The organism is Neorhizobium sp. DAR64860/K0K1 (assembly GCF_050500205.1).
Taxonomy (GTDB): Bacteria; Pseudomonadota; Alphaproteobacteria; order Rhizobiales; family Rhizobiaceae; genus Neorhizobium; species Neorhizobium soli.
Genome location: NZ_CP191459.1, coordinates 2396972 through 2413090, shown reverse-complemented (window position 1 = coordinate 2413090; position 16119 = coordinate 2396972). Strand labels below are relative to the sequence as shown.

Sequence of the window (16119 nt, the reverse complement as noted above, 5' to 3'; positions counted from 1 at the left end):
GATTGCAAAACACGGTAGCGCACGCTCGTGCACCTGTCCATTGCAGCAACCCCGCTGCCGATCGTCCCTATCATGCGCCCCCCTGCATGTCGGTTGACATCTGCGCCAATAAGCCTGACCTCTTGGCGGAGATCGAGAAATTCGAGTGTTAAACGCATATCCCCTAGGAGCGTTGCGTGACAGCGAGGTGAAATTACACGTGCCAGCCGAAAAGTCTGACCAGAAAACCTATAAGCGCAAAATCACCGACGCCCGCGCCCTGATCGAGGCCGGAAGACTGGAGGAGGCGCAGGCCGCTCTAACAGCACTTTCCGCCGACGAAACGGTGATGACGACGGATGTTCTGGGCGAGCGCACGGCTCTCGGAATGCCGCGCAAGCTTCACTCCGCATGGCTGAAGCTTGCCAAAGCGGAGGGCGACGCAATCGGCCGCGTCGGTCTGCAGCACGGCCTCGTCCCCGATCCCGCCGTGATGGCGCCGTTCATCACCTTCGATGCAGATGAGAAACGGCTGATGGCAGAGCTTGGGCGAGAGCCGGTGCCGCGCATCATTCACCAGATCTGGATCGGCTCGCTGCCGCTGCCACCAGCCGTCGCGCGCTGGGAAAGCCATGCAAAGGCGACCGGCTTCGAATACCGGCTGTGGCGCGAGGCGGATCTCGAACAGCTTGGTATTGCAAGCCATCCGGCCTATCTCGCGATGCTCGCAGACGGCGATTACCCCGGTGCCGTCGATGTCGCCCGCTATGCCATTCTGCTGGAGCATGGCGGCATCTATCTCGACTGCGACTGGTATCCGACCCGCGAGGATATCGGTTTTGGCGATCTTCTGCCGTTGATCGGCCTCGGCGCCATTGCCGAGGACGTGGCGCGCGATGTCGGAGCGGGGAGCCTTCTTCTTGCCAATTCCTTCATCGCCACACCGCCCGGCCATCCCGCCTTTGCAAAGATGCTCGAGGTGTTTCCGGACGTGATGGCGGCGCTGCCGCAGGCGCCCGCCTGGTGGTCCACAGGTCCGCTGATCATGACCATGTTGTTTCGGCAGACCAATGTGTTCCTCGCCCCCTTCGGCCTCGTCGCCGCCTCGCTGAAGCGCGGCGCACCGATTGCAGAAGTCGAGAAAGCCTGCGCGGACGCGGTTGCGTCCGGAGAGGGCCTGCTGGTCGCCTGGAAGAGCTGGTAGGCTCGAAGCGATCAGTAACGCGTCGGGTTAGAGCCCCAGCAAGACCCGGGCCGAGCGCCAGCGGCAAGCGGGGTGATCCGCCGTCACGCCGAACAGCAGGTCGAGGAAATGCCAGGCACTGTCGTCATGTACGAGATGATGGCCGAGCACGCCGATCACAGGCGCCCGGTCCGGTGCCTCGATCAGCGCGATCGTTTCCGCGATCAGATCGGCAGCCGGCCTTCCGCCGCGCGTTCCGTGCCAATCCATGATGTCAACATGGCTGTTGAGCATCGCAACCGGCGCCGTCTTTTCCGGCCCGAAGGTCGATAGCGCCGCAAACCCAAGCTCTGGCAGTTTTTCGATCAGTTCCTGTGAGATCCGGTTCCACGGCGGCACCAGCATCGGCACGAAGCGGGGAGCGTGCAGTTCTGCCAGCTTGTCGAATCCGGCCTTCAGCTCGGAGACGATATCGGGCAGGGGGCGATGGCTCCCCAGTTCCTGCTTCTTTTCTCCCGCACCCGCATAGCTGCGATGCGACCAGCCATGCACGGCGACGTCGAGATGCGGTTGGGTTTCCAGATAGGAGGCGAGATCCTCGCCCGTCATCTCGGGGATGACAGCAAGCGTCGCCGGCACCGAAAACGCATCGGTCATGGTCGCAAGCTTTGCCAGCTGTTCCGTCGGCTCCACAGCGTCGTCGTCGCGCAGCCAGAAATCGACCCGCCGTCCGTTGTCTGCAAGCTTGTCGAGCGCTAGCCTCAGGTCGTTTTCGGTCATGCTCTATCCTTTGCGCCAATCGTGGTCATGATCTCGTCGAGCCGATCAGCCGCAGCCGTAATCGATCGTTGCGACGCGACGAAATCGCGCGCAGCGTGGCCAAGCCGCAACCGTTCCGTCTCGTCATCCAGCAGCCGCTCGATTGCCGCTGCATAGGCCGCCGCATCTCCCGGTGGCGTCAGGATGCCGCCGATCCCGTCGGTCACCACCTCGGGCACACCGGCGCCGTTTTCCGCCACGACAGGCACGCCGGATGCCTGCGCCTCCAGATAGGATAGCCCATAGGCTTCCGAAACCCCCGGCCATGTCAGCATCGATGCGGTCGAAAGCAGCGCTGCAACCTCCTCGGCGCTCTGCAAGCCCATCCACTCCACCCTCCCGGCAAGCGCCCCCTCAAAGAGAGCCTCCACCTCAGTCCGCATCGGCCCGTCGCCGATCGCCGTGAGGTGCCAGTCGTCACGATGGGCAATCTGCTTCAACGCCTCGGCAAGCGCTGCATAACAGGCAAACTTGTTGCCCGGCCGCATCATGCCGACAGCCACCAGCCGCCCCGGTTCGGGCGATGGCGCGCGGGCCAGATAGGGCGTTGGATCGATGAACGGAAACAGCCGCGAAAGCTTCGCACCCGGCACCACCTCTGAAAGCCCGCGGCCGTCGCGACCGGTGAAACAGATATTGGTCGCCGCCAGTGCGACCGCATCGACCACCATCTCCTGCGCCTCCACCCACTGCCCCAAATTGCGCCGATGCGAATAGGAGGCCTCCGCCGTCACATAGGGAATGTCGAAACGACGACAGAGGGCAGGGCCGATCAGGTCCGGCGCCTTGTAATAAAGGTGGTAGGTAAACCACAGGTCCGGCAGCCTCTCGCCGAGTGCCAGTCGTCTTTCCCACTCAGTCGAAATCCGCTCGACCTCGTGCGCCGCCTGCGCATCGCGTTCCCCAGTCGACGAGGTCTGCTCGGGCAGAAACGCGCGGAACTCCGAAACCAGATCGACCTTGTGTCCTTTGACCCCAAGGATCTCGATCAACTGGCGCGCCATCAGCCGGTCGCCTGAGGGAACGGGGTGGTTCGGCGATTTCAGCGGCGCGTAGAAAGCGATGTCCATGCTGTGGGATAGCATCCGTCACGCCAGCGTGAAAAGCCCGATCTCTTGACAGAGCCAGTCGTTGGGCTCACCTGATGGCTTCCCAGTTTGAATGCCTCCGGAGTGCCATCCTTGAACCAGCAATCGCCACAGGCGACGGATCTTTTGTCCGCCATCGAAGACAAGCGCGCAATGATCGGCGTCATCGGCCTCGGCTATGTCGGCCTGCCGCTCGCCATGACGGTCGCCCGCGCCGGCTTCAAGGTCACCGGTTTCGACATCGATCCCGCCAAGATGACCGCGATCGAGGCGGGAAAAAGCTATATCGAGGCCGTGCCCGACGACGTACTTTCCGCCGAGCGCGATGCCGGCCGGTTTGCAGCGACGACCGATTTCGCACGCCTTGCCGAATGCGACGTGATCGCCATCTGCGTGCCGACGCCGCTCACCCGTCACCGCGAACCTGACCTGTCCTATGTCGCAAAAACCTGCGAGCAGATCGCCGGCACCCTGCGCAAGGGCCAGCTCGTCGTTCTCGAATCCACCACCTATCCCGGCACGACCGAAGAGGTGATGAAGCCGATCCTCGAAAAGACCGGGCTGGTTGCGGGCGAGGATTTCTTCCTCGGCTATTCGCCGGAACGCGAAGACCCCGGCAACCGCGATTTCCAGACCTCGACCATCCCGAAGGTCGTTGCCGGCGATGGCGAGGCGGCGTCTGCCATGGTGTCAGCCTTTTACGGCGCCGTCGTCGAAACCATCGTTCCGGTCTCCGGCACCCGCACCGCGGAAGCGGTCAAGCTCACGGAAAACGTCTTCCGCGCCGTCAATATCGCGCTCGTGAACGAGTTGAAGATCGTCTACGAGCGGATGGGCATCGACGTCTGGGAAGTGATTGCCGCCGCCAAGACCAAGCCATTCGGCTACATGCCCTTCTATCCGGGCCCGGGCCTCGGCGGTCACTGCATCCCGATCGACCCGTTCTACCTCACCTGGAAATCACGCGAATACGACCAGCCGACCCGCTTCATCGAACTTGCCGGCGAGATCAACACGGCGATGCCGCGCTATGTCGTCGACCGGTTGGCCGAAGCGCTCGACCGCATGCTCGGCAAGGCGCTTAGCCGTTCGCGGGTTCTCATCCTCGGTCTGGCGTACAAGAAGAACGTGCCGGATATCCGCGAAAGCCCGTCGCTTAGGCTGATGGAACTGCTTCTGGAACGCGGCGCCGACGTGGCCTATCACGATCCTTACGTCTCCGAAGTGCCACGCACCCGGGAATACGGTCACCTGATGGGTCGCAAGTCGGTCCCGCTCGATCAGCTCGCGGATTTCGATGCCGTCGTTATCGCCACGGACCACGACAGTTTCGACTACCAGGCGATTGCCGATGGTGCGCCGCTGGTCGTTGATACCCGCAATGCGATGGCCAATCGCGGCATCACGTCGCAAACCATCGTCAAGGCGTAACCGTGCCCTATCTCAACGCTTGATCGCCGGAAAAGGGAAAGCAATGAGCAGACTGGACAGCTTCATCAACCGGATGACCGCGCAGCGCGACATCCTCAATCACATCAACAACGATCTCGGCCTGCCAGCTTCGGGCGATGTCTACGAGGTCGGCATCGGCAACGGCCGCACCTATAGCCATCTGCGCGAGCTGTTCGCCGACCGTCGCATCCTCGCCTTCGACCGCTCCAACGGCGCCCATCGCACCGAAGCGCCGGCCGAAGACGACGTCGTGCTGGGAGAGATCAAGGATACCGGCCAGGCTTATGTCGGCAGGAACGCTGCCCTCGTGCATGCGGATATCGGCACCGGCTATCCGGATGCGGATGCGAGAACCTTGCAGTGGTTGCCGCAAATGGCGGCTGGCATGCTCGCGTCGGGCGCCTATGCCGTCAGCGGCCTGCCGCTCGACCACCCCGATCTTGAAGAGCTGCCGCGCCTGCCCAGTGTGGAAGAGGGCCGCTACTTCTATTATCGCAAGCGATAAACAGGCCGTGAAACGGGCGTGAGGACCAGCGCCACGCCCGTGTTCCGCCACAAATGCAGGTCAGAGAAAACCTATCGTCAGCATCGCTGACCGAGTGTCCAACGCGCGCAAATGGCATCGTTTGCGCGCTCAAAGACCAGCGGATGAGCCGAGGGAAAGGCTGTGGATAACGGCCGATGACGGGCAATCAGGCGTGCTGACGGTCCCGGCGCATGTCGTCCATGCGGGCACCACGGATCGTTTCGGCGAGCGTCCGGCTGATTTCCATGCTCATGCGCGGATTGTCGGAGATCACCTTGAAGAAGGCATCCTTGGTAATGCGCAGAACATCGACCTCAGTCACGGCACGTGCTGTCACGGCCTGCGAGCAATTGGAGAGAAGGCACATCTCGCCGATAATGGAATTGCACCCGGCCTCACCGATCTTGGTCTCGGAATTCGCCGAACCGCTGATCATGTCGACCTTTCCGCACAGGATCACGTAGGCAGCATCGCTGCTGTCGCCCTGTGAGAAAATATCCTGCCCCGGCTCGTAGAGAACGCGGTCGGAGGTAAAGGCAAGCAGCTTAAGTTTGCACGGATCGACCCGGCAAAAATAAGGAACTTTCTTCAGCAACTGCACTTCATCGTTGAGCAACATGGTTTCCACCATTTGGTCATCTTGTTGGCGGCTGCGATATTATGCCACCAACGATTTAAAAATACCACTCTTTGTATCCAGAGCCTCAAAAGAGTCGTCTTCGGCCACGGATCCCTTGTCGAATACGATAACACGATGAAACAATCGTGACAGGGCAGTATTCGACAAAACCCACGCCACAGAAGGATTATTGTCCTGCTGAGCGAGGAAGTGAAGCACATTCTTAACAATTTCTTCCTGAGCCCTCCGATCGAGGCCCGGAAGGGGCTTGTTGAAGATGTAATAATTGGAGCGCCGCACCAGGGCACGGGCAAGGCTCAGCTTGTGGCGCTGGACCAGTGTCAGTCGCCGGCCGCTGGCGCCCATGTCGTAGTCCAGCCCGATGCCGATAAAGCTTTCATAGAGACCCATTTCGCGCAGCAGCTTGCCTGCCACGTTGCGGATCTTGGTCGGCGCGTCGGCGTTGCGTTGCGACAGCTTGCCGAACAGGATGTTTTCGCGAAGCGTCGCCGAGCCCATGTATTTGTGCGGATCGTAGCGCTCGATCCGGCTGCGCAGCGATGCCGGCAGGTTGGCATAGAAGATGTCGCGCGTGGCAACGATCTGGTTCATGATCTCGGCGGTCAGGACGCCGAAGCGGTAGCGTGGCTCGATATAGTAGAGGCTGAGCTTGACCACCGCGCGCCGGTCGTCCTCGCTGGGCTTGAAGTCCCGGCGGCTGCGCTTGCGCTTCAAAAGCTGCTCGTAGAACGCGATATCGTCGGTGGTGATATGCTCGAGCTGCTGGAACAGCGGATGTTCCGGCGGCAGGCCCTGGAAGATTTCCGACAGGTTTTCGGCGATCGAAAGTCCCATGTCGTAGAACAGGTCGAACAGATTGGCCGTCTTCAACACTTCGAAGACGTACTCTCCCTCGGCCAGTTCCATATCCAGTTCCGCAGACTGGCGCGTCGCCGCAAACAGCAGGTTTTCCCGCACCGTCGCTTCGGTGTTGTAGGCGCTGAAATCGAAATAGGAGACAAGATTGCCAAGCCCCTGACTGGCGAGTTCCTCGCGCAGGGCAAACCGCATCTCGACGACACGACCGGTCAGTTCCTCGTGTTCGGCCGGGTCGAGATAGGAATGCAAGGCCAGTTCCATCACGTCGGCTGTCAGCTGCACCGCATCGAGGGCCCTCAAGACCGACTGCTTGACATCGTCTTCGCCGCCTTCCGATACGGAGGTGGATCGACGGTCGATCCAGTCGACGGACGGATCGTGCGTCGTGTTTCCGGCGCGTTCGGCTTCGCTCATTTTCCAGCGCCGCCGCAGCTTCTTGTGTTTGGGCTCGTCTGCGGACTTCTCCTGCACGGCCGGCGCGTGCTTGAGCCCGTAGAGAAGATTGTCCTTGAGCGTCCCGTGGAAAAAGTAGCTGTCGGCCGACGCATAGGAGACCTGACGCCCGGTCACCGCTTCCGGCAGCTCCAGAAGGTCGACCTCGCCCAGCATCACGCGGCCCGATGCCGGCCAGGTAATGCGGCCGAACGCTTCCGCCGTCGCTTCGGCGCCGATGCCGGCATTGTCGATCATCGCCACCAGCTCGCCGGGCTCGATCTTGAGCGTCACGTTTTCGGCGATATGGGCGCCGCTGCCATCGACGATGGTGAGGTTCAGAGCGGCAAGCGGAGACGGCGTATGGTCCGGCACATCGTGGGCGAGCGCATGCAGCGTCGGCGCGATCAGCACGCCCGGCTCGAACTGTTCGCGCACCTGTTCGTATTTCACCTGAACGTCCTGGCGTGCCTGGTCCCAGTCGATCAGTTCCTTGAGCGGGCCCGGCAGGTCCTTGTAGGCGTTGATGACGGCCACCAGCTGGCCGACGTCGAGCGTGCCGCGCAAGGCAAAATAGCCGCCGATCGAATAGAAGAGAAACGGCGTCAGCTGCGACAGGAAATTGTTGACGAACTTGACGATGAATTTCCACCGATAGAGGTCGTAGCGGATCTGGAAGATCTGCCCCAGCCGGTCGGAAATATCGGCACGCTCGTAATTGCTGGTGTCGTAGCTGTGGATCGTATCCATGCCCTCGACAATCTCGCCCACCTTGCCCGCCAGATGCCGGGCGGTGATCTGCCGCTGACGGCCAAGATCGATCAGGCGACGGCGCATCTTCGGAATGATGCCGACCTGGATCGCCACCATGAAGGCTGCGATCAGCCCCAGCCACAGGTTCTGCAAGAGAATGAAGGTGAGGGCGGCGATCGCCTGTCCACCCAGCATGGCCGGCTGCACGAAAGCGTCACCGGTAAAGCCGCCGAAAGGCTCCACCTCGTCCTTGACCATGCTGGAGACTTCCGCACCGCGGATCTGCCGCATCGTGCTTGGCGGAAACCGCAGAAGACGGTCCACCAGCTCGTAGCGGATACGGCGCAGCAGCCGTTCGCCCAGGCGTCCCTTGTAGGTGTTGATGTAGAACTTGAACAACCCGTTGACGATGACGAGCAGCAGGAACACGCCCGAAAGCGCCATCAGCGTCGCCAGCCGGTTGAGCTCGAAGCCTTCGAAACCGAAGGACCACTGCGTCAAAGGAATGGTGAACTGGAATGCGAGGAAGGGCCGGGTTGCGGCCGCCATCTCGAACCCTTCACCCTGGATCGGCCCGTTGATGATCTGCTTGGGAAGGTCGAACGCAAGGAAGTACGGAATCATCGAAATCAGAACGATCGCGAGAACCCATAACTGCTGCGGTCGCGTATGATTCCAGATATAACGAAGTAGATGTTTTTCCATCGGCAACGGATCTCAGTTCCCGAGGCTGGATTGCACAGCGCGCCTCCCGGAAGGGTGAAGGGAGGCATGATATAGGTGGATCCGCCGCTTGTGCAAACGTCTCGTGCACGATGCTGCTTGATTAGGCGATTGGTTCGCCGCCAAGTGTGGCAAACCTGCCGGGATAGCGAAGGGCCGGGTTCTGCACCCCGGCCCATCGGTGTTTGAAAATTCCTGTTTTAAATCAACGGTCTTTGTCGCCCGATGTCAGGATTTCGGCAGCTTCCGCGCCGCTCACCCTGCGGATCTCCACGTCGTCGCGGCGGGCGGCAAACGCGTCGGTTGCCATCAGCAGTTCGGCAAGATCGGCAGGCAGGGAGAGAATCACGCGGTCGCCCTGGCTTGGCTCGCCACGGCGAATGCCGCCGAGTTCGCCGCGCTTGGCCGTGATCATGCCGCCGGCGACCGTATTCAGCGTATCCGGGTCGATCAGGATGAAGGCACCGGTCGAGCGGTTCTGCTCATAGGTGTCGAACACCGCCTGCTCTTCGAAAGACAGGCGCACCTTGCCGATCGCGTTCATGTCGAGGCCGGACGCATGCGGAGCCCAGCTGCCCGACTGCAGGTCGAGCTGCGAGATCGGCTCCACCGCCACGCGCTGGCGGCGCGAACCGCTTTTCAGCCAGTAGCGCTTTCCGGGCTCGATGCCGCCAGGCTGCAACGCCACCATCTGCGCCTCGAAGTTGAGGCCGGTCATCGGCTGGCCATCGAGCGAGGCGATCACGTCGCCGCGGGCGACGTCCACCTGTCGGTCGAGCACGAGCGTGATCGCGTCGCCAGCGACGGCCGCGTTTCGCACGAGGTCGAAGGTGACGATCTGCTTGACGTTGGCAATCGTGCCCGATGGCAGGATGACGACGCTGTCGCCCGGCTTGATCGAGCCGCCTGCGACCGTGCCCTGATAGCCGCGAAAGCTTTCGCCGGGACGCGAGACGCGCTGCACGGGCAGGCGGAAGCCACCGGTCTGCGTGGAGCGTGTCGTTGCCAGTTCCAAAGCCTCGACCAGCGTCGGGCCTTCATACCACGGCATCGTGGACGTTGCGGGATAGACGACGTTTTCGCCCTTCAGCGCCGACATCGGGATCGCCATGATCTGGCGAACGCCGAGCGACAGCGCGAATTCGCGGAATTCATGGCTGATCCGGTCGAAGATCTCGCGGTCGTAATTCACGAGGTCGAACTTGTTGACCGCCAGAACGAACTGCCGGATGCCCATCAAGGATGCGATCGTCGCATGCCGGCGGGTCTGTTCCAGAAGCCCGACGCGGGCGTCCGCAAGCAGAATGGCGAGATCGGCCGTCGAGGCGCCGGTTGCCATGTTGCGGGTATACTGCTCATGGCCAGGCGTGTCGGCCACTATGAACGAACGCTTCTCGGTCGAGAAATAGCGATAGGCGACGTCGATCGTGATGCCTTGTTCGCGCTCGGCCTGGAGACCATCGAGAAGCAGCGCGAAATCCGGCAGGCCGAGATCGTTCTGGCCGCCGCTATCGCGGGCAAGCGTCACCGCCTGGTCTTCCTTGACGGCCTTGGTATCCCAGAGAAGCCGGCCGATCAGGGTCGACTTGCCGTCATCGACGGAACCGCAGGTGATCAGCCGCAGCGGCCGCACGTCACGGGTGATCTTGGCAGCGGATTCGGCAAAAGGCAGAATGGTGGCCGAAGCGGCGGTGGATGTTGCTGTCACGCTCATCTCAGAAATATCCTTCACGCTTCTTCTTTTCCATCGAACCCGACTGATCGCGGTCGATGGCGCGGCCCTGGCGTTCGGAAACGGTGGCAATTTCCAGTTCGGCGATGACCTCTTCGAGGTTCGACGCCGTCGAGCGGATCGCGCCTGTCAGCGGGAAGCAGCCGAGCGTGCGAAACCGGATCGAGCCATGCTTGATCTCTTCGCCGGGAAGCAGTTCCAGCCGCTCGTCTTCGGCAAGGATCATCATTCCGTCGCGCTCCACATAGGGGCGCTCGGCGGCATAGTAGAGCGGCACCAGCGGAATGTTTTCCGCCTGGATGTAGCGCCAGATATCCACTTCGGTCCAGTTCGACAGCGGGAAGGCGCGCACGCTTTCGCCCTTGCGGATCATGCCGTTATAGACGTTCCAGAGTTCCGGCCGCTGGTTGCGCGGATCCCACTTATGGTCAGGCGTGCGGAACGAATAGATCCGCTCCTTGGCCCGGCTTGCTTCCTCGTCGCGTCGCGCGCCGCCGAAGGCCGCGTCGTAACCGCCGGCATCCAGCGCCTGCCTCAGCGCTTCGGTCTTCATCACGTCGGTATAGAAGGACGAACCATGGGTGAACGGCGTGATGTTTTCTTCCCTGCCACGGGCATTGCTGTGCACCACGAGGTCGAGATCGTAGTCCTCTGCGACCTTGTCGCGGAACGCGATCATTTCCTTGAACTTCCACGTCGTATCCACATGCAGAAGCGGGAAGGGCACGCGACCCGGGAAGAAGGCCTTGCGGGCGAGATGCAGCAGGACGGAGGAATCCTTGCCGATCGAATAGAGCATGACCGGGTTTTCGAATTCGGCCGCCACCTCTCGGAAGATGTGGATCGCTTCGTTTTCCAGGGCCTTGAGATGAGGATCGAGCGGCGGGCGGGAAACGGGCGGGTTCTTGATTTCCGTTTCCTGTACTGACAGGGGCATTTCAGTCTCCGGTATTCTTAAAGACACAACATAGATGGCAAGGGCGGCAGGCGCTGCGATCCGGACGGATCATCCGATGGCGCTTGCCCCTTGGATGACCGAGGAGCGGGCCGCGGGGTCTTCGGAGGCCTGCGCGTCAGACGCGTGACTTTCCGAAACATGCAGGCCGCATTCGCGCTTTTCGTCGTTTTCCCACCACCAGCGGCCGGCCCGTTCGGGCTCGCCGGGCTTGATGGCGCGGGTACAGGGCTCGCAGCCGATCGACGGATAGCCGCGGGCGTGCATGGGGTTGATCGGGATATGCTCGGCCGCGACATGCGCGTTGATGCGGTCGATATCCCAGTCGGCCAGCGGATTGATCTTGATCAGGTTGCGCTCGGCGTCGAATTCGGCAAACGGCGTCGTCGCCCGGTTGCCGGACTGGCCGCGGCGAAGGCCCGTGATCCAGATCTCGGCGCCATCAAGTGCCTGAGCGAGCGGCACGAGCTTGCGCACACGACAGCAGGCGTGACGGGCCTCGACGCTGTCATAGAAACCATTGATGCCGTATGTGTCGACAAACGCATCGACATCATCCTTATCAGGGTAGAACCTGATGATCTCGAGGTCGTAGCGCGCTTCGGTCTCGGCGATCAGATCGACGGTTTCGCGAAACAGCCGGCCGGTCTCCAGCGTCGATACCTCGATCGGCAGACGATGCGTGCCGATCGCAGCTGTTATCACCTGATCCTCGATCCCGAGCGACGTGGTGAACACGGCGCGGCCGAGCCCTGCCACAAGCGACAGACGGCCGGCAAGGTCGAGGCCTGCAAGGCGAGTATCGAGATTTGCTGCAAGTGCCTGATGGTCAAGCCTTGCCACGTCCTGAAAGGTCATCGGTCATCTTCCGTAAGCAATGGCAAGATTATTGTCGGACCCGTTGCGAAAAGACAGGAAAAGCCGTTTCAACCTTCGGACTGCGGGAGCAAATATCTCTCCAAAGCTCCGCCTACACAGAAAACCCGACGCCTTAACTAAATGTGAGCCTTTTTTGCCCGCCAATGCGGCCATTGGTTTGTAATTTCTTGCCATTTGCGCTATCCCAGGACCAGGTTTTGCATTGCGGCATCGCCGCGTGCCGGCCTGCTCCTCGCGAATGCCGGTTGCGGCTTCATCGTGGATGCCCAGAGGAAAATTAGCGGCGACGTGAGACCGATTTCGGCCTTGCGGCGGCGCTGCTGTTAGTGGTCGCGGTATGATATCCCAGAAGGCGAAATATGCGTTGAGAGCCCTGACGGCCCTGGCGCAGGCGGATCCTGAAGAACCGATGCTGATCTCCGAGATCGCGGTTCAGCAGAGCATTCCGAAGAAGTTTCTGGAGCAGATCCTGCTCGACCTCAAACGTTCGGGGATCGTCGTGTCGCGGCGCGGCAAGCAGGGCGGCTATCTTCTCCTGCGGCCCGCCGACGCCATCACCTTCGGCGAAGTGCTGCGTCTGGTCGACGGACCGATCGCGCCGCTGCCCTGCCTCTCCCAGACCGCCTACCGCAAATGCGATGATTGCGACGGCGAACACCTCTGCGAAATCCGCCACGTCTTCGCCCGCGTTGCTGACGCCACCCGCGACGTGCTGTTCAGCACCACCATCGCCGATGCGGTGGAAGGGGCAGGGGTCGAAGTGGCCGCAGCGGACACTGACGCTGCGGACGCCGGACAGGTGCGCGAACTGCTGTCGGCCTAGTATCTGGCTAGCGCGCATCTAAGAATTTACTGTGTCGCGTTGATTGGCCATCGAGCACATGCGGGCCTCTGACGGCCTGTTCGAGGCGTCCTCTCTCGTCCAAAACCCGACCCGCTTCCCGGATTGCCTTACCCCTTCTTCCGCTTTTCCCAACGCTGCCGTTTCGCCTCTCGGCCTCGCGGGAACGCGCCCTTGTCGCCGTAGCCCGTCAAAGGGAAACAGTTTTGCCTTGGTTTCGCCATCGATTGACTAAGACGACCCGGTCGGTAGAGTTTGGGGCAGATCACAGGGGAGGCATTCATGCTGAATTTTACCGATGGGATATCGAAGCGGCTTTTGGCACTGGCGCTCGGCGTGACGCTTGCAGCCGGCAGCGTGGCGCCGGCTTTTTCAGCCACCCAGCTCCTCAACGTCTCCTATGACCCGACGCGCGAGCTCTACAAGGATTTCAACGCCGCCTTTGCCAAGCACTGGAAGGCCGAAGGTGGCGATGATGTCGCCATTCGCCAGTCGCATGGCGGTTCCGGCGCGCAGGCTCGCTCCGTCATCGATGGTCTCGGCGCCGATGTCGTGACGCTGGCGCTGGAAAGCGATATCAACGCCATCCAGAAGGCCGGCAAGATCAAGGAAAACTGGCGTTCCCGCCTGCCGAACAATTCCTCGCCCTACACATCGACGATCGTCTTCTTGGTGCGCAAGGGCAATCCGAAGGGCATCAAGAACTGGGGCGATCTGGTCAAGGGCGACGTTTCGATCGTCACCCCGAACCCGAAGACCTCGGGCGGCGCCCGCTGGAACTATCTGGCAGCCTGGGCCTGGGCCAATGAAGAATTCAAGGGCGACCAGGACAAGATCAAGGCCTATATCGCCGATCTCTACAAGCGCGCTCCGGTCCTCGACACCGGCGCCCGCGGCTCCACGGTGACGTTTGCGCAGCGTCAGATCGGCGACGTGCTGCTTGCCTGGGAAAACGAGGCCTATCTCGCCGGCGAAGAATTCGGCAAGGACGCTTTCGACATCGTCGTGCCACCGATCTCGATCCTCGCAGAGCCGCCGGTTGCGGTGGTCGACGCGACGGTCGATGAGAAGGGCACCCGCAAGGTCGCCGAAGCCTATCTTCAGTATCTCTATTCCGATGAAGGCCAGAACATCGCGGCCAAGCACTTCTATCGTCCGTCCAGGCGCGATGTGGTAAAGCCTGAATTGCTGAAACAGCTGCCGGATATCAAGCTCGTCACCATCGACGACCCGATCTTCGGCGGTTGGAAAAAGGCGCAGCCGGAACACTTCGGCGATGGCGGCATCTTCGACCAGATCTACAAGCCGGGCAAATAAGTCGGAACCGACATGACCTCATCCACCGCTGCCACGTCGGCACGGTGGCGGGTAAAACAGCCGAGCATCATCCCGGGTTTCGGGTTGACGCTCGGCTTTTCGCTCGCCTACCTGTCGCTTATCATCCTCATTCCGATCGCAGGCCTGCTCTGGCGCACGGCCGAGCTCGGCTGGTCAGGCTTCTTCGCCATCCTCTCGGATCAAAGAACGATCCGGGCTCTCACCGTTTCCTTCGGCACGGCCTTTGCGGCCGCGCTCATCAACGTCGTGTTCGGCACGCTGCTTGCCTGGGTGCTGACCCGCTACCGGTTTCCCGGTCGCCGGCTGATCGATGCGATGGTGGACCTGCCGTTTGCCCTGCCGACGGCCGTCGCCGGCATCGCATTCGCCTCGCTCTATGCGCCGAATGGCTGGATCGGTTCGCTGTTCATGCCGTTCCGCATCGCTTTTACGCCCTACGGCATCGTCATCGCGCTGATCTTCATCGGTCTTCCCTTCGTCGTGCGCACCGTGCAGCCGATCATGGAAGAGATCGATCGCGAAGTGGAAGAGGCGGCAGCAACGCTCGGCGCCAACCGGTTCCAGACCATATTCCAGGTTCTGCTGCCGGGCTTGGCACCCGCCATCCTCACCGGCTTCGCACTCGCCTTCGCCCGCGGTGTTGGCGAATACGGCTCGGTCATCTTCATCGCCGGCAACATTCCGTACGTCTCGGAAATCGCGCCGCTTCTGATCGTCATCCGGCTGGAAGAGTTCAACTACGCCGGCGCCACCGCAATCGCCACGATCATGCTGCTGATCTCGTTTGCCATGCTGCTGGTGATCAACCTCATCCAGGCCTGGAGCCGCAGGAGGTATGGTTATGTTTGATGTTTTCGGAGCTGCCTTGAAAAAGAACCCCTCCCAACCCTCCCCACAAGGGGGAGGGCTTAACCCAGCCTCACCCTCTGATGCAGGAACGCAGCGCTTGCCACGTCGGTTCTCCCTCCCCGTGGGCGGTCCGAAGGACGGGGCGAGACCCGTGTCTCGACCCCGGTCGCCCGGCAGGGCAGAGAGGGTCTTGTCTCATGTCTAAGTCCGCCCGCATCACACGTTTCCGCAGCCCCGCCGATGAAAGCCTCACCACCAAGCTTGTCCTGGTCGGCGTATCCCTCATCTTCCTCGGATTCTTCCTGTTCCTGCCGCTCGTCTCGGTCTTCGTCGAGGCGTTTCGCGAGGGTTGGGGTGCTTATGAGGAAGCGCTGGTCGAACCCGATGCCTGGGCCGCGATCGGGTTGACACTCACGGTCGCCGGCATCGCCGTGCCGCTCAACCTCGTCTTCGGGCTTGCGGCGGCATGGGCCATCGCCAAGTTCGAATTCAAGGGCAAGGCTTTTCTGATCACCCTGATCGACCTGCCGTTCTCGATCTCGCCGGTCATCTCGGGTCTCGTCTATGTGCTGCTGTTCGGCAGCGCCAGCGTGCTTGGACCGTGGCTGAAGAGCTATGGCATCGAGATCCTGTTTGCCGTCCCCGGCATCGTGCTCGCCACCGTGTTCGTCACCTTCCCCTTTATCGCCCGCGAACTGATCCCGCTGATGCAGGACCAGGGTACCGGCGACGAGGAGGCGGCGCTGTCTCTCGGGGCAACCGGCTGGCAGACCTTCTGGTATGTGACGCTGCCCAATATCAAGTGGGGCCTGCTTTACGGCGTGCTTCTCTGCAATGCCCGCGCCATGGGCGAATTCGGCGCCGTCTCGGTCGTATCCGGCCGCATCCGCGGGCTCACCAACACGATGCCGCTGCATGTGGAGATACTCTATAATGAGTACAACATGGTTGCAGCCTTCGCGGTGGCCTCGCTGCTCGCACTTCTGGCGCTCGTCACGCTCGCTCTCAAAACCCTACTCGAACTTCGGTTCGGTGCCGGCTCAGCCGGCGGCAGACATTAAAGGCTCCCGCT

At 61.6% G+C, this 16119-nt stretch carries 14 protein-coding genes; 7 read left to right on the top strand and 7 right to left on the bottom strand.

Features of this window, described 5'->3' with window-relative positions:
• Positions 1-199 precede the first annotated feature (199 nt).
• On the top strand, positions 200-1183 hold the full coding sequence (locus ACQY1J_RS16445; RefSeq protein ID WP_430250343.1) for a glycosyltransferase family 32 protein: 984 nt from the start codon (positions 200-202) through the stop codon (positions 1181-1183).
• Between the two features lie 27 nt (positions 1184-1210).
• On the opposite strand, the gene ACQY1J_RS16440 is transcribed toward ACQY1J_RS16445, so the two are convergent.
• Both ACQY1J_RS16440 and ACQY1J_RS16435 read right to left on the bottom strand, forming a co-directional pair.
• Positions 1211-1942 (bottom strand): polysaccharide deacetylase family protein, encoded by a 732-nt coding sequence (locus tag ACQY1J_RS16440; protein WP_430250342.1) that lies wholly within the window; start codon positions 1940-1942, stop codon positions 1211-1213.
• Positions 1939-3051 carry a glycosyltransferase family 4 protein gene (locus tag ACQY1J_RS16435; protein WP_430250341.1) on the bottom strand — a complete coding sequence of 371 codons (1113 nt, stop codon included), beginning with the start codon at positions 3049-3051 and terminating at the stop codon, positions 1939-1941. Before ACQY1J_RS16435 ends, ACQY1J_RS16440 begins: the two co-directional genes overlap by 4 nt.
• Positions 3052-3222: 171 nt before the next feature.
• Here ACQY1J_RS16435 and ACQY1J_RS16430 point away from each other — a divergent pair, with 171 nt between their 5' ends.
• The gene (locus ACQY1J_RS16430; protein ID WP_113166778.1) at positions 3223-4500 is read left to right on the top strand and encodes a nucleotide sugar dehydrogenase; all 1278 of its coding nucleotides are present in this window, start codon (positions 3223-3225) and stop codon (positions 4498-4500) included.
• Between the two features lie 43 nt (positions 4501-4543).
• Positions 4544-5026, top strand: a complete 483-nt coding sequence (locus ACQY1J_RS16425; RefSeq protein WP_113166765.1) for a class I SAM-dependent methyltransferase — start codon at positions 4544-4546, stop codon at positions 5024-5026.
• A gap of 187 nt (positions 5027-5213) precedes the next feature.
• On the opposite strand, the gene ACQY1J_RS16420 is transcribed toward ACQY1J_RS16425, so the two are convergent.
• The 5 genes from ACQY1J_RS16420 to ACQY1J_RS16400 form a co-directional block, all read right to left on the bottom strand.
• Positions 5214-5666 (bottom strand): cyclic nucleotide-binding domain-containing protein, encoded by a 453-nt coding sequence (locus tag ACQY1J_RS16420; RefSeq protein WP_062454806.1) that lies wholly within the window; start codon positions 5664-5666, stop codon positions 5214-5216.
• 39 nt (positions 5667-5705) lie between these two features.
• Positions 5706-8435 carry an ABC transporter transmembrane domain-containing protein gene (locus ACQY1J_RS16415; RefSeq protein WP_062453552.1) on the bottom strand — a complete coding sequence of 910 codons (2730 nt, stop codon included), beginning with the start codon at positions 8433-8435 and terminating at the stop codon, positions 5706-5708.
• 223 nt (positions 8436-8658) lie between these two features.
• Entirely contained in the window at positions 8659-10167 is a 1509-nt protein-coding gene (gene cysN / locus ACQY1J_RS16410) for a sulfate adenylyltransferase subunit CysN (RefSeq protein WP_430250340.1), read from the bottom strand.
• A 1-nt stretch (position 10168) separates the two neighbouring features.
• Entirely contained in the window at positions 10169-11122 is a 954-nt protein-coding gene (gene cysD, locus ACQY1J_RS16405; protein WP_113109652.1) for a sulfate adenylyltransferase subunit CysD, read from the bottom strand.
• A 69-nt stretch (positions 11123-11191) separates the two neighbouring features.
• Positions 11192-11998, bottom strand: coding sequence for a phosphoadenylyl-sulfate reductase (locus tag ACQY1J_RS16400; RefSeq protein ID WP_430250339.1), 807 nt, complete (start codon positions 11996-11998; stop codon positions 11192-11194).
• 358 nt (positions 11999-12356) lie between these two features.
• On the opposite strand from ACQY1J_RS16400, the gene ACQY1J_RS16395 reads away from it, so the two are divergent.
• The 4 genes from ACQY1J_RS16395 to cysW all read left to right on the top strand — a co-directional run bounded on the left by ACQY1J_RS16395 (position 12357) and on the right by cysW (position 16108).
• The gene (locus ACQY1J_RS16395) at positions 12357-12842 is read left to right on the top strand and encodes an RrF2 family transcriptional regulator (protein ID WP_062579533.1); all 486 of its coding nucleotides are present in this window, start codon (positions 12357-12359) and stop codon (positions 12840-12842) included.
• Between the two features lie 300 nt (positions 12843-13142).
• Positions 13143-14177 carry a sulfate ABC transporter substrate-binding protein gene (locus ACQY1J_RS16390; RefSeq protein ID WP_092661552.1) on the top strand — a complete coding sequence of 345 codons (1035 nt, stop codon included), beginning with the start codon at positions 13143-13145 and terminating at the stop codon, positions 14175-14177.
• Positions 14178-14189: 12 nt separating this feature from the next.
• A complete protein-coding gene (cysT, locus tag ACQY1J_RS16385; protein WP_062453545.1) occupies positions 14190-15047 on the top strand; it encodes a sulfate ABC transporter permease subunit CysT in 858 nt (285 codons plus the stop codon).
• 197 nt (positions 15048-15244) lie between these two features.
• A complete protein-coding gene (gene cysW / locus ACQY1J_RS16380; protein WP_430250338.1) occupies positions 15245-16108 on the top strand; it encodes a sulfate ABC transporter permease subunit CysW in 864 nt (287 codons plus the stop codon).
• The last annotated feature ends 11 nt before the right edge of the window (positions 16109-16119 follow it).